The organism is Ureibacillus sp. FSL E2-3493 (assembly GCF_038077515.1).
Lineage (GTDB): Bacteria > Bacillota > Bacilli > Bacillales_A > Planococcaceae > Ureibacillus > Ureibacillus halotolerans.
On the sequence record NZ_JBBOPK010000001.1, the window covers coordinates 3,214,945 to 3,229,617 of the forward strand.

The following is a 14,673-nucleotide window of genomic DNA, read 5'->3' on the forward strand; positions in this document are numbered from 1 at the left end:
GGATATAGAGGTTGTACTTTCTTAAATGAGCAACCCGCCTGTTAGTTTAACTTTATATTATATGTTTTAAACAAGAGATTTAGAAAGAGGGATATAAACTATTGAGTACTTCTACAAAAATCCAAACCCAAAAAACAGCCTTTTTCGTTTTATTAACCTACATATTGTTTCAATTATCTGGGTTTCTATTATTAATTCCACCTATTAAGGGATTCTTCCTTCAATTTTTTGTGGAAAATGAACAACAATCTGGCGTTGCCTTAGCTGGTTGGTGGTCTACAGTAACTGCTGCAATTGCATTCTTAGTTTGTATATTCTTAATAAGTAAAAATAAGAACTTCTGGAACGTATTTAAAGGAGAAAAAGCATCGATTCCTGTTTCCATCGGATGGGGAATTATCGGGTTTTTCCTTGTTTATCTTGGTCAAACGATTGGTGCAACGATTGAATTGGCCCTTGGCATTGATTACGGCAGTGAAAATACCGAAACGATTATGCTTGTTACAGAAATTGCGCCAGTTATGATACTTGCGACGGTGTTATTTGGCCCAATATTAGAAGAATTAGTATTTCGTCGAGTAGTCTTTGGTTCATTAATTCAAACCCAAAATTTCTGGGTAGCTGGTATCGTTAGTTCGATTATTTTTGCGGCCATTCATTTAGATTTTACGCATATTATTTTATATACCATTAGCGGTTTCATTTTCGCCTTCCTTTACTATAAAACGAGACGTCTACTTACATCAATTATTGCCCATATGATGTTAAACGGCTTTGTTACGTTAGTTCAATTAAATGCGGATAAACTTCAACAATTCATGGATCAAATTCCAAAATAAAATTAAAAGCCTATTTTCAAAAGTAATGTGTACCCTTTGTAAAGGACATTTTAAAAAAAGCTAGGCAACTTGAAATAGATGATGTCTGTATTGTGCAGGCGTCATCTTTTTTAAATTCCATTGACCACGATAATTGTTGTAATAGATCATATAACTCTTTATTTCTCGTTTTACATCCTCTAATAATTCGCATGATTTAATATTTGTTTCATCTTTTAAATGACCGAAGAAAGATTCTTGTGGCGCATTATCCCAACAGTTTCCACGACGAGACATGGACTAACCTAATCCCATTTTCTTCACAAGCTTTTGGAATTGAGGGTTCGTATAGTGGAAGCCCTGATCGGAATGGATGAATGCACCTTCAGATAGTTTTACCCGATTCTTTTTCAATTTCTTTAAGGTATTAAGGGCAATATCTAGCGTTAATTTATTAGATACTTCATAAGCTAAAATCTCATTCGTTTCGGCGTCCTTAATCGTTGATAGATAGGCGCGTTTTCCTTTTCCGTAACTCAAATATGTAATGTCTGTTAGTAATACTTTTCCAGCGATTCCTTGCTTAAATTGGCGGTTTAAAAGGTTCGGTAATGTTCTGTGTTCTTTCGTCGCTTTCGCCATTCGTCGATAAGGATTCGCCTTTCGAATAGGACAAATGATTTGAAACTTCTTCATAATTCGTCGGATTCGCTTTAAGTTATATGTAATTTTAAATTGGTCTTCTAACGTCATTTTAATTTGGCGAGCACCTTTAGAACGACCACGGAAGTGAAATGCTTTTAATATAACTTCTTTTACCTTTTCATCCTCTTGATGACGTGCTTGTCTTCTGTTCGCTGCTTCTTCTGAAAAATAACGATAATATCCTGAACGTGAAACCCCAGCTAGTACGCACAGATGTTGTACCATTCGCTTTAATTTATATTTTTTAATGACTGTGTAAATCAGCTGAAATTTTTGTTCAGCCGTGAGTTTTACTTCTTCTTTCTCAACATCCTTTCTGCTAAATCGATCTTTTTTAGCAGTTCATTTTCTGCTTTTAGAAGAGCGTTCTGGGCTTCCAATCTAGCGTATTTCTCTTCTAAACTTAATTCACGTTCCAGTGGACGTCCCGAATGATATTTACGAGAATCTTCGAGCCCAGATGCACCGTTCGTTTGATAAGCTATTTTCCATCTTTTTAACGATGAGTGTACACGCTCCATTCCAACCGCCTCCATATCAAACCCTGCATCTTCAAAGATTCTCTTTGGACCTTTTCCAGCTTCATATTCTTTAATGGCTAGTGCTTTAAATTCATCTGTATATGTAATTCCTTTTTCACTCACTGACTTTACATAAGGATTTTTCTTAAGTAATTTTTGTTCATAAGTAGTAAATAATTTCTTCGACATAAGTTCTGCTCCATCTAATTGTTTTTTTCATTATAAATAAAAAAATACCCCATAAGAGAGACTTTTTTTTAAGTGTCTATCTTATAGGGTACATTTTAAAGTTCTTGTCTTTCGAAAATAGGCTTTTATTATTGATGATTTGACATTTCTTCAATTTGACGTCGTTGTTCTGCTAACAATTGTTCTACTTGCATTTTTTGAGCAGCCTCTTTTTCTTCCTGTATCCGTTTTTCCTCAGCTACTTGATATTTCTTATAGCCAATTCGGGCAATGACAATACTCACTTCATATAAAACGAAAAGCGGAATAGAAATCATTATATAAGAAATTATATCTGGCGGGGCTACTAATACCGCAATGACAAATAAAACAAAATACGAATACTTACGGAATTTAACCATAAGTTGTGGATTTAATATCCCTAATCTTGCTAAAAATAACATGACAACTGGTAGTTCGAATATTAAACCAAAAGGTACAACCAGTTTAAATAAAAAGGAGAAATATTCGTTAATACCTATCGTTTGTTGAATTTCAAGGTCATTCGATAAAGTCATCATAAAGTGCAAAACATTTGGGAATAAAATAAAATACCCAAAAGCTAGTCCTCCGATGAACAGTAAAAATGCATAGGGAATATATTTTAATGTCGCTTTTCGTTCCATCTCATGCAACCCTGGTGTAATAAAAGCCCAAAGTTGATAAAGAATAACTGGCGATGTAATGATAATTGCTACAATAAACGTTACTTCTAAATAAACTGTAAGGGGATCCCCTACTTTAAAAGCATTTAAAGTTAATTCCTGTGCTTCTTCACTAATCTGTATAAAACGAATGATGGGCTTTGCAAAATAAAAGCTGACAATTAAAGCTAGAACAAAGAAAACTGCGCAAATAAAAAGTCGCTTCCTCAATTCCTCTATATGTTCAATAACAGTGAGTTCTTTTGGATTCATATTAAAAGACATCCTTAACTTACTTGTTTTCTTTATCTACATTTTGTTGCTCGATGACATTAACGTTCTTTTTATTCATATCTTCGTCATCTTCTACTAACCCTTTTGCTCCCTTTTTGAACTCGCGAAGGGTTGTCCCTACCGCTCTACCTAATTCAGGTAATTTTTTCGGTCCAAAAATTAATAGGGCTACAATACAAATAATAACAACGGCAAATGGTGAAATTGCATTTAAATGCACAACCACTGTAGCCACCTCCTCTAATATATGTACATTTTAACGCATCTTGTCGCAATTTGCTAATACATAATGTAAACACTTTGTGTCAGTCACTATTGCGGATTAAGTAAATTAATGCCTCTAGTTCGACTGACAAATCGATATTCATTAACTTCATACTATCCGGTACATTTAAACGGACAGGTGTAAAGTTTAAAATCCCTTTTGCATCAATAGCAGCTAATCGATCAGCCATCATTTGTGCTGAGCGGGAAGATACCGTTAAAATAGCTAATTCTGCGTTATATTCATGGTACATTTCTTCTAAACGATCTGGATGGTAAAGGGGAATCCCATTTACTTCTGTTCCCTCATAAGGTGCTTTTGTATCAAACGCAACGACAATTCTTGTATTGTGGTTTTTTTGAAAATTGTATTTTAAAAAGGCATTTCCTAGGTTCCCCACACCTATTAAGGCAACGTTCGCCCCTTCATCTTGATCAAGGGTCTGTCTAAAGAACTCTAGTAAATAGAGAACATCATATCCGTATCCTTTTTTCCCAAGCGCTCCAAAATAAGAAAAATCACGACGAATCGTAGCTGAATCAATTTTCATTGCTTCACTTAATTCCTGTGATGAGATTCTTCTTTTCCCTTCATTGGCAAAGTTTTGTAAAAAACGATAATAAAGAGGAAGTCTTTTTGTCGTTGCTTGTGGAATTTTCATTTCTTGCTTCACCCATTATCCCCCAATCTTTTCTCGGGGAACTTTTCATTTCCTCGAGTGTCAAAATTTCATCCCTTATAATGATTACGAAATCGAAATCGATTTCATATTACTAAACATGTACAAATAAGTAAAGCATCCACATTGCGAAGGAATTCTTCATCAATTACACTTAAGATAGAACTGAGGTGTAAAAATGATCGTCTTACAAGTAAATCAATTATATAAATCTTTTGTGACAGATGAAATATTAAGCGGCGTTAAATTAGAAATTCAACATAGAGATCGGGTAGCTTTAGTCGGGCGTAACGGAGCAGGAAAATCGACATTACTCAAAATCATCGCTGGGCAAATGTCCTATGATTCCGGTGAGATTATTATTCCAAAGGATGTGAAAATCGGTTATTTGGAGCAACATACTGGGCTCGAATCGAAACTATCCATTTGGGATGAAATGATGACGATTTTCGACTCTTTTCGTAACCAAGAAAAACATTTACGTTCCCTTGAACAAAGAATGGCTGACCCAGCTGTTTATGGCAATGAGGAAGTGTATGCCCGCGTTATGGCAGAGTACGACCAACTTCAGCATGATTTCAAAGAAGCGGGTGGTTATCAATATGAAGCGGATACCCGTTCTGTTTTACATGGCATGCAATTTTATCCCGAAGATTATGATAAACCTATCTCCTCCCTATCAGGTGGACAGAGAACCCGCTTAGCGTTAGCAAAGCTTCTTTTAAGTAAACCTGATTTATTAATTTTGGACGAGCCGACAAACCATCTTGATATTGAAACTTTAAGCTGGTTAGAAAATTACTTAAAGGGGTATGAAGGAGCGATTTTAATCGTATCCCATGACCGTTACTTTTTAGACCAAGTTGTCTCCATTGTTTATGAAGTATCAAGAACCCATGTAACAAAATATGTTGGAAACTATAGTGCTTATCTAGCTGAAAAAGCAAAAAACTATGAACGTGATATGAAATTGTACGAGCGACAACAGGATGAAAAGGCAAAATTAGAAGCATTTATTCAAAAAAATATCGCCCGCGCTTCTACAACGAAAATGGCCCAAAGCCGAAGAAAAGTGCTGGAACGTACCGAATGGATGGATGCTCCGGATGGTGATGAACGTTCTGCTAATTTCGGTTTTACAATTGAACGCCAAAGCGGAAATGATGTACTTTCCATTGATGATTTAATGATTGGCTATGATGGAAAAACGATTTCGAAAAATATTCATATGCGAATTTTCCGGGAAGATCGCATCGCCCTTGTCGGTCCAAATGGAGTTGGAAAATCCACTTTACTAAAAACAATCGTAAAGGATTTACCGATTCTTTCCGGAGATATTCGATATGGTGCAAACGTTCAAATTGGTTACTATGACCAGGAACAAGCAAAATTAAAGAGCAATAAGACTGTTCTTCAGGAGCTTTGGGATGAATGGCCACTTATGAATGAAAAAGATATCCGTACGATATTAGGAAGATTTTTATTTAGTGGTGATGATGTAACAAAAACGGTAAATTCCCTTTCCGGAGGTGAAAAAGCCCGACTTGCTCTAGCTAAGCTCATGATGCAAAAGGCTAATTTACTCGTTCTAGACGAACCGACAAACCATTTAGATTTAGATAGTAAAGAAGTGTTGGAAAACGCCTTAATCGATTATCCAGGAACATTACTTTTCGTTTCCCATGATCGTTATTTTATTAACCGAATCGCATCGAAGGTCGTTGAATTATCTGGAACCGGTTCCTTTGAATATTTAGGTGATTACGATTATTATCTGGAGAAAAAGCAGGAACTACAAGAATTAGCTGAAATGAAAGCTCAAGTTGCAGCTGCCAAAGGGGTTGAATCCCCTTCCCAATCCAAATCCTCTACTTCCCAAATTGATAAAGAAGCAAAAAAACGGGAGCGTCAAATTCGACGGACAGTGGAAGACATTGAAAAGAAGATGGCTACTTTAGATGAACAAATTAACACTATTGAAGAAAAACTATGTGACCCGGAAATTTTTAAAGATCACGAACAAGTTTTGAAATATCAATCGGAGTTAGATTCAGTAAAACAACAACACGATGAATTGGAAGTACAGTGGCTTGAGCTTAATGAAGAGCTAGAAAACATTATTTCATAAACTATACCATGTGCTTATGCACATGGTATTTTTATTATTCATAAATAATTTACATATATCTTGGTCAATAGACAAATTTCGATAAAAAATTTCCACAAATTTATTCACATGAAAGGATTAGTAATATCAACATATCAACACACTTTTCCACATTATCCACAGTTTTATAAAAAAATATCCACATTCTTTTGTGAAAAAATCCATACTATATATAGGTTTACCACAAGTTATACACAAGTTATCCCCAGTTTGTGCATAAGTACGAATGTTCGCCTTGACAATTTCATCATAATATTGTTCGCCTGTGGATAAGATTTCAGAAAAATTATACAAAAAATGAAAAAATCAATAAGTGAAAGGAAATTACACAAAAAATAGCGGTTTACGACACCGTAACTCTATTCCGTATATTTTTCGGCAATATTAAAAAGTCACAAATGTTGATAACTCCACAACATTTGTGACTTCATTATTATATCCAACTCTTTAATTCTTTACCGGGAATACCATTCATGGATAAATCTCCACGAACTCCCGCATCATACATATAGGTTGCAGCAGCTCCAATCATTGCTGCATTGTCCGTACAAAATTTTAATGGTGGTACTGTAAACGGAATCTGTTCTTTTTCAAAGGCTTGTTCTAAACTTGTTCTTAAGCCTTTATTGGCTGATACACCACCAGCAGCAATGACTTGTTTAACGTTAAATTCCTTTGCCGCACGAACCGTTTTTGCAGTTAGAACTTCTACAACACTATCTTGGAAACCTTTTGCGACTTGTTCAGGGATAATTTCTTCTCCACGCTGATCCATATTATGCTTATAGTTAATAACGGCCGATTTTAAACCACTAAAGCTAAAGTCATATGTATCGTCTAGCCAAGCTCGTGGGAACTCTACTCCTTCATTTGCTTCATGGGCAAGTCGGTCAATATGGGGACCTCCTGGATAAGGCATATTTAATACCCGCGCTACTTTATCGTAGGCTTCACCAGCTGCATCATCTCGAGTTTCCCCTATCACTTCAAAACTTCCATGCTCTTTCATAAATACTAATTCTGTATGTCCCCCAGATACGACAAGGGCTAGTAAAGGGAACTGCATCGGTTGCACTAATGCATTCGCATAAATATGACCTGCAATATGATGCACTGGAATAATCGGTAGATTATGAGCGAAAGCAAATGCCTTTGCCGCATTAATTCCGATTAATAAAGCCCCTACCAATCCTGGTCCTTCTGTTACTGCTATAGCCGTTAAATCCGATGGTCGCATGTTCGCTTTTTCCAATGTTTCTTCAATTACAATTGTTATTTGTTCTACATGATGACGAGAAGCGATTTCTGGAACAACACCGCCAAAACGTTTCTGACTTTCTATTTGAGAACTAACTACGTTTGAAATAATTTCATGACCATTTCGAATAATGGCAGCAGCCGTTTCATCGCAACTCGTCTCTATTGCTAAAATAATTCGATCACTCATTTAAATTCACCCACATTACAAGAGCATCCTCTTGATTATCTGTATAATAACCTTTTCGTATTCCACCATCTTGGAACCCAAGCTTTCGATAAAGGTTTTGTGCCACGTTATTTGAAACCCGTACTTCTAAGCTCATAACATCTACACCGTGTTCCTTCGCAATTCGCATTGCCTCTCTCATTAATCCTTCTCCAATTCCTTGTCCTCTCGCAGCATCAATAACTGCAACATTTGTAATTTGAGCAGAATCAATAACAAGCCACATACCGCAAAAGCCGACAATATTGCCATGTTCGTTTTCCGCGACAATATAATAAGCAAATTGATTTTCTCTCATTTCATAATGAAATGAATCTAGCGTCCACGGAGTAGGAAAGGAAGCAAGCTCAATCCCATGTACCGCTTCTACATCCTCTGGGGTCATTCTCCGATAAAGTATCATTTATTATTGCCCCTTTTTTTGATCCTGAATCCAATTCGCTTCAGCTTGCGCCAATCGATGATACTGAGGAACAAAATGATGAACTTCCTCTATACTTGGTAATGGCTTTGTTTCAGCTATCGCTATTAACTTGGAGGCACGGGGTAATGCGATGGTCGATGGTGCAAATATTGCATGCTCACCTAATTTTTCTATCATTTTATCTTTAAAAATCTCTACGTCTGCTCCAATGAATAATACAAGTTTGTTTAATGAATGTAATTGGCTTAATAAATCATCAATTGATACGTGACGTTCTTCCATTACCGTTTCCAATTCCCATCCCTGATAAACACCTGCATAGACATTTTGTCTTCTCGCATCAAATAATGAACAAATGATACCATTAAACAATTCACCGTTTGCTGCTAACGTTTTTAAACTTGATACCCCTACTAATGGCTTTTTTAACGTCCAAGCAAGGGTTTTGGCAATTGTTACGCCGATACGAATGCCTGTATAGGAACCCGGTCCTTCTGAAACTGCAATTGCATCGATATCAGCGGGTTTTAGTTTCGCTTTACTGAATAGTTCCTGTATCGCTGGCATAGCCGTCACCGAATGGGTTAACTTTACATTTTCGACGATTTCAACTAATACTTGTCCATCTTTTACTATTGCTATAGAAAGCGGTGAATTTGATGTTTCTATTCCTAACCAAATCATTTAAATAACTCCTTACATAACCGTTCGTAACGCTTTCCGATTGGTTTTAGTACAAATTTTCGTTTATTGTCATCGATGCGATAAATTTCAATAGCAAGTCTTTCATCAGGTAAATACTCTTCTATTAAATGGGCCCACTCTACTACTGTTACCGCATCACCATAGAAAATTTCATCCCATCCAAGATCTTCGTTACTATCCGCAAGACGATAAACATCTAGATGGTTAAAGGGAAGCCTTCCTTCATACTGCTTCATTATTGTAAAAGTCGGGCTATTTACCGTCCTTGAAATTCCTAATCCTTTTGCAAGGGCTTGCGTAAAAGTTGTTTTACCAGCACCTAAATCCCCTTCAAGGGTTATCGTATCTTGTGGTTCCAATAATTCTGCTAGTTGATGAGCTAATTTTTGAGTTTCCTCTAAGGAGATAACTTCTTTTTCTACAATCATTTTTAACGTATCCTCTCACAATCACATTACCATAAGTTTACCTAAACAGCGTTAAATGTTCAAAGTGTATACCTTCTAATTACAAAATAAAGCACATCTTTCTATCCAATCTATTTATTATTGAGAAAACGGTTCTATTTAAGATGTGCTTTATTTCTTTTTATCGAGATGAATAACCACGTTTTTGAATAATTTTTTTCTGCTCTAACTTTCCATCCTGAAAGTGAATTTCATAAGATTGAGTTAGTAATAGTTCATCATCCCAAATATACACGTCTTCGGATATTTTTTCACCTCTACCCTTTGCTACTCTTACAACATCCGAATAAGACATTCCATCTTCTAATTGTGTAAACTCATCTTCATTCATATACCTTTGCCAACTATAAGAATTTTCATCTTCTATATCATGATATTGATTTACTTCAAAATACCATTTAGCAAATAATACAGCAATCGCCGTAATTAGGATAAATAAAAGGGCTAATAAATTTCTTCTATAACGTTTTTTATTCATAAAATCACCTCGAAAATGACATCACTACTACTATATTTATGTGACCCTGCCAACATGTGACTTTACTTTAAAGTTGAATAATTTGTTATAGACAAAAAATTTTATGAACAGTCTTTTAAACCTAATATTGAAATGTTTATTGAAAGAAAAATGCTTATTAAACGAACAGTAAAATCTTCACTTCTTGCCAAAATCAACTTTGAATGGGAACCATTTGATAAGAAGAACAGTCTATAGTCTTGAGGAAGTCTGTATGTTTAAGGTAAATAGGGTACGTAATTCCACCAAAGAGACAAATACTCTCAATACGTCCTTAGAAGCGGGGCTTTCTTCAGTCAAATAGAAAATCGAGGCCATATAACTTTTAAGAGCTAATTGAAACGTATATAAGGAAATGTAACTCACCTTATACATAATCGGAATAGAAAGTTTGCCATTCACTATGAAACAAAAAAACTAGTTACTAAATAGAATTAAATATCCAAAATCAACTTATGTAACATGTTTCATAACTTTTTTTAATGATTTGGAAGATTACGATCATGGTAGTTCAATTATTCAGCTTTAATCGTTTAGATCCTTAAGTGGAACAAGTACTCCATCTATCTTAGGCAAAACTCTTCCTCAAAAAATAGGAGGAATTTTTTATGAAAAAATCATTAGTTTTATCTACCGTACTAATTGGATCACTTATTGGAGGGAATTCTGTTTTTGCAGCTACAACCCATACTGTAAAGAGTGGAGATACTTTATCTGAAATCGCTCTAGAAAATTCTATTACCGTAAACGAACTTAAATCATTAAACAATTTAAGTTCTAGTCTAATTTTCCCTGGTCAAATTCTTAAATTATCTGATGAAACTTCAAACTCAAAATCAAACACAACAACTAGTTCAACAACTTACATTGTACAAAAGGGAGATTCTCTTTCTAAAATTGCTGCAGCTTATGAGGTGACTGTTAACGATTTACTAAAATGGAACCCGTCTATTAAAAATGCATCATTCATTTCCATTGGACAGAAACTTGTAGTTAATGAAAGTAAAGGAGTAGCTTCTACTATTAATTCTAGTACTACAACAAGCACTAATTCTACTTATATAGTGAAGCAAGGGGATTCCCTTTCTAAAATTGCTGCAAATCAAGGAATTAGTCTTAGTAAACTATTAAGTTATAATCCACAAATCAGTAATCCATCTTATATTTATGTTGGTCAAAAAATTAATTTAGCAAGTTCATCTTCATCTACTTCCAATACGGTTAAAGAGGATATCACAGCTTCTGTCAGTGGTAATGAAATCGTGACTTATGCTAAAAAATTCCTTGGGGCTTCCTATTTATATGGAGCTAGTGTGAATCGAACGGATGCTTTTGACTGTTCTTCATTCACTTATCGAGTTTTCAAAGATGCAGGAAACATTACTTTACCAAGAACATCTAGTGCTCAAGCAACAGTTGGAAAAAGTGTAGCTATTTCTTCTGTACAACCTGGGGATTTAGTTTTCTTTGATACAGATTTTAATGGTGCAATTAACCACGTTGGAATTTATGTTGGTAACGGCCAAATGATTAGTGCTGCGACATCAAGCGGTGTATCCTATGGAAATATAACTTCCGGCTACTGGAAAGAACGTATCGTTAAAGCTACTAGAGTTCTTTAATATATCTATAAAGAAGTCGATTTTAAATCGGCTTCTTTTTTAATACGACTCTCCTGCTTTTGTATGTTGGGAGCTTTTTTGGGTATTAAAAAAGACCACTGAATCTCAGTGGTCTCTATTTGCCTAGCAACGTCCTACTCTCACAGGGGCACCCCTCAACTACCATCGACGCTTTCTGTGAAGCGCGATGACACGTCGGAAAACTGCGTCATCTGCGTCAGTCCGATGCTCATGTACCAAGTACACTGCGCTTCGGGCCTCCTTGATTCCTTGTTTTCCTCGGTCCTCCCGCTTCTCGAGTTTTTCCTTCTGCATTTTTGATCATTCTTAAACGCGCCGATTAAAGCCTTCGGCTTTTGTTTGTTGGGGGCTTTTTGGATATAAAAAAAGAGGCTGGGACATAACTAGCTTCAAATAGTGAGAAAGGTGAATTTGAGGAAACTCAAATTCACCTTTCTCTATTTTTGTATGTAAATTCTTTTTTTCTTTAGTTAATGGCCGTGAATTTTCTTAAATTCACAGCCATTAATGCGAGGCCCATTTCGTTTTCTACCTTCGATTTTCCTCGTACAGAAAATCGAGTGAAACGCAAATTAGCCTTCAAGAATCCAAAAACTGGTTCCACATCGATTTTGCGTCTTCGATAAATGGCACTTGTTTTCTCTTCTGAAAGCTTTGCTCTTACATATTCTTTTTGCTGTTCCCATTTTTCATTTACCATTAATTTTCGATTGTTGCCTTCTTTAGCTTTGGTACACGATGAACGGAATGGGCATCCCGAACAGTCTTCACACTCGTAAATTTTGAGCTTCCGTTGGAAGCCTGTGTGGTCATTACGGACAGAATAATATTGAAATTCAAGACGTTTTTGATTAGGACATGTATATGTATCGGTTTCTTCATCATACGTCCAGTTATCGGGATTAAATATGTTTTGTTTATACTTTTTCTTTTGTTCTTTCAAATACATACTATACGTAATAAGTGCTTCTCGTTTTCTATTCGAAAGGATATCATGAAAGTTTTGTTCACTACCGTAACCTGCATCTGCAACAATGTGTTTTGGTAACTCAAAATAATGCTGCTCAATCTCATCTAGAAATGGAATTAACGTACGTGTATCTGTTGGATTTGTATATATACTATAAGCAAGCGTATATTGACCTTCCGTTGCGATTTGTACATTATATCCAGCTTTTAATTGTCCGTTTTGCATATAATCATCTTTCATTCGCATAAACGTCGCATCTGAATCTGTCTTAGAATAGCTATTGCGTGTACCAAAGATTTCAAAGTCTCTTTCGTATTTTTGTTTACGTAGGACAAAATCAATCAACTGCTTGCGTAATTGTTTCGGGTATTTACGTTTATTTCTTAAGGCTTTTCGTTCTAGAACATCTGATGATGTTTCAATTTGTTTATCATATTCAGTTACGACATCGTCCACTTTTTGAACTAATTGAGCGAGTTCTTCCAATGATAACTGTTTATCGCTTTCACGTTGAATTTCAGGTATGATTTCACTCTCTAGTAGCTCATTGTATAGCTGGTTTGACTTTTCAATTAAATTTTGGTGATATTTTTCAATGGTTTTCTTCCAAACAAACGTAAATTTATTCGCATTTGCTTCAATTTTTGTACCATCGATAAAAATCGCTTCTTGATCAATAAGCTTTTCTTCAATCAATTGGCAACGGAATTGAACGAAACATTGACGAATTAAATCTTTCACTTCTGGTTGAATACGGAATCGGTTGATTGTACGGTAGCTTGGTTCATATCCTTGGGCTAGCCACATCATTCGGATACTGTCTTTTAATAGGGCTTCAATTTTCCGTCCTGAGAAGATAGATTGTGTATAGGCACATAAGATAATTTTAAGCATCATACGTGGATGATAGGCAGGACACCCCTCATTTCGTAGAAATGGTTCGAACGCTTCATGAGGGATACTTTCAACTAGATGATGGATATGGAAAGCAATATCATTATTTTGTAATTTTACTTCTAAATCTAAAGGCAAAACGAGTTGATTCATGTTATAATCTTTAAACATAAGGATCCTTCTTTCTGTATAATTTTGTTGTGGTGACTTAATTTTATCAGAAGTGGTCCTTATTTTTTATTTAAAATAATCAAAGCCGGTGAAATTTTACTTATCGTAAAATTTCACCGGCTTTTCATTTCAGAGGTGGGTTTTGTCCCAGCCTCTTTTATGTCGAATTTGTAGATAAAAAAGAGTGTATTTTTATATAGCATTGAACCAATTTCCAATTTTTGATATGGTTGATTTTGTAAAGGGAATATATTCCATTTACGAAGCCTCGTAACCTCCTAGACCCTACTTAATATACCGCTAAGTAAGACACCTCATTCTTTAATTAAATTCGCTAAAGAAAGGAAGATATCAATGAAAAAATTATTTACCTCTATTTTAACAGTAGTCTTATTATTTAGTATGGTTGGAAGTGTTTTTGCAGAAAGCAAGAAGGTTAATTATGAATACTCAACAGCATTGGTAAAAGCTGTCCAATTAGATGAAAAATTCGTCGGAGCTGTTGGAGTGGATGGAGAATTTCTTTTTTTAGATCAGCAGAAAGCAATTGAAAATGGTATTTCAACCGATAAAATAAAAGAAGCAAAAGAAAAAATTAAAGACTATAATAAAATTACCAAAGATGCTCTGGAAATTACACCCTTATTAACTTTCGTTGGAAATCAAATTCAATTCGATGAAATAGAAGCGGAGGAAAAGGGAGTTTCAAAGGAACTCATAAACGCAACAAAAAGTGATATAGAAAAGATTAATAAAGCATCAGAAGGTATCTTTAGTATCGCTGCTTGTGACGGATCAAATAAGTATGTAGATCGTTGGTATGGTTATGATACGTACTTCGATAGTTGTAATGCTAATAAACTTATAGGTTATCTGACAATTGGAGCAGGGATTACTACAATTGCTGCTGCAATAACTGCGTTTATAGCACCTCCAGTGGGGCTTGCTGTCGGCATTGCTGCTGGCTTAATTGGTATAGGCGCGGGTGCGTTGACAGTTGCTAATGCAAACGGATGTGGAATTTTAATAAGATGGTCTTTTGATAAACCAATCTGGACAGGTTCACAATGTTAAT

Annotated in this window: 13 protein-coding genes and 1 pseudogene; 4 read left to right on the top strand and 10 right to left on the bottom strand. The window is 35.4% G+C overall.

What is annotated here, in order from left to right:
• The first annotated feature begins 101 nt into the window (after nt 1-101).
• Nucleotides 102-839, top strand: coding sequence for a CPBP family intramembrane glutamic endopeptidase (locus tag MHH69_RS16485; RefSeq protein WP_122973484.1), 738 nt, complete (start codon nt 102-104; stop codon nt 837-839).
• A 60-nt stretch (nt 840-899) separates the two neighbouring features.
• Here the strand turns inward: MHH69_RS16485 and MHH69_RS16490 are convergent.
• From MHH69_RS16490 to MHH69_RS16505, 4 genes and pseudogenes are all read right to left on the bottom strand, one after another.
• Nucleotides 900-2,233 (bottom strand): annotated as a pseudogene (locus tag MHH69_RS16490) (IS3 family transposase).
• A gap of 128 nt (nt 2,234-2,361) precedes the next feature.
• The gene (gene tatC / locus MHH69_RS16495; protein WP_341362782.1) at nt 2,362-3,189 is read right to left on the bottom strand and encodes a twin-arginine translocase subunit TatC; all 828 of its coding nucleotides are present in this window, start codon (nt 3,187-3,189) and stop codon (nt 2,362-2,364) included.
• Nucleotides 3,190-3,208: 19 nt separating this feature from the next.
• Nucleotides 3,209-3,436: a twin-arginine translocase TatA/TatE family subunit gene (locus tag MHH69_RS16500; RefSeq protein WP_122973487.1), complete on the bottom strand. Its 228-nt coding sequence runs from the start codon at nt 3,434-3,436 to the stop codon at nt 3,209-3,211.
• Between the two features lie 79 nt (nt 3,437-3,515).
• The gene (locus tag MHH69_RS16505) at nt 3,516-4,148 is read right to left on the bottom strand and encodes a redox-sensing transcriptional repressor Rex (RefSeq protein ID WP_122973488.1); all 633 of its coding nucleotides are present in this window, start codon (nt 4,146-4,148) and stop codon (nt 3,516-3,518) included.
• Nucleotides 4,149-4,332: 184 nt separating this feature from the next.
• Between MHH69_RS16505 and MHH69_RS16510 the strand changes: the two genes are divergently transcribed.
• Nucleotides 4,333-6,282, top strand: a complete 1,950-nt coding sequence (locus MHH69_RS16510; RefSeq protein WP_341362783.1) for an ABC-F family ATP-binding cassette domain-containing protein — start codon at nt 4,333-4,335, stop codon at nt 6,280-6,282.
• 472 nt (nt 6,283-6,754) lie between these two features.
• Here the strand turns inward: MHH69_RS16510 and tsaD are convergent, their stop codons facing one another.
• From tsaD to MHH69_RS16535, 5 genes are all read right to left on the bottom strand, one after another.
• Nucleotides 6,755-7,768, bottom strand: a complete 1,014-nt coding sequence (gene tsaD / locus MHH69_RS16515) for a tRNA (adenosine(37)-N6)-threonylcarbamoyltransferase complex transferase subunit TsaD (protein ID WP_122973490.1) — start codon at nt 7,766-7,768, stop codon at nt 6,755-6,757.
• On the bottom strand, nt 7,761-8,210 hold the full coding sequence (rimI, locus tag MHH69_RS16520) for a ribosomal protein S18-alanine N-acetyltransferase (protein WP_122973491.1): 450 nt from the start codon (nt 8,208-8,210) through the stop codon (nt 7,761-7,763). The genes tsaD and rimI overlap by 8 nt, the downstream gene beginning before the upstream one ends.
• A 3-nt stretch (nt 8,211-8,213) precedes the next feature.
• Nucleotides 8,214-8,915, bottom strand: a complete 702-nt coding sequence (gene tsaB / locus MHH69_RS16525) for a tRNA (adenosine(37)-N6)-threonylcarbamoyltransferase complex dimerization subunit type 1 TsaB (RefSeq protein ID WP_122973492.1) — start codon at nt 8,913-8,915, stop codon at nt 8,214-8,216.
• Nucleotides 8,912-9,364, bottom strand: a complete 453-nt coding sequence (gene tsaE, locus MHH69_RS16530; RefSeq protein WP_122973493.1) for a tRNA (adenosine(37)-N6)-threonylcarbamoyltransferase complex ATPase subunit type 1 TsaE — start codon at nt 9,362-9,364, stop codon at nt 8,912-8,914. The genes tsaB and tsaE overlap by 4 nt, the downstream gene beginning before the upstream one ends.
• A gap of 160 nt (nt 9,365-9,524) precedes the next feature.
• A complete protein-coding gene (locus tag MHH69_RS16535) occupies nt 9,525-9,881 on the bottom strand; it encodes a hypothetical protein (RefSeq protein ID WP_122973494.1) in 357 nt (118 codons plus the stop codon).
• Nucleotides 9,882-10,528: 647 nt separating this feature from the next.
• Here MHH69_RS16535 and MHH69_RS16540 point away from each other — a divergent pair.
• Nucleotides 10,529-11,542: a C40 family peptidase gene (locus MHH69_RS16540; RefSeq protein ID WP_341362784.1), complete on the top strand. Its 1,014-nt coding sequence runs from the start codon at nt 10,529-10,531 to the stop codon at nt 11,540-11,542.
• Nucleotides 11,543-12,029: 487 nt separating this feature from the next.
• On the opposite strand, the gene MHH69_RS16545 is transcribed toward MHH69_RS16540, so the two are convergent.
• Nucleotides 12,030-13,598 (bottom strand): IS1182 family transposase, encoded by a 1,569-nt coding sequence (locus MHH69_RS16545; protein WP_169187918.1) that lies wholly within the window; start codon nt 13,596-13,598, stop codon nt 12,030-12,032.
• A gap of 354 nt (nt 13,599-13,952) precedes the next feature.
• Between MHH69_RS16545 and MHH69_RS16550 the strand changes: the two genes are divergently transcribed.
• Nucleotides 13,953-14,672 carry a hypothetical protein gene (locus MHH69_RS16550; protein ID WP_122973742.1) on the top strand — a complete coding sequence of 240 codons (720 nt, stop codon included), beginning with the start codon at nt 13,953-13,955 and terminating at the stop codon, nt 14,670-14,672.
• Nucleotide 14,673 lies beyond the last annotated feature (1 nt).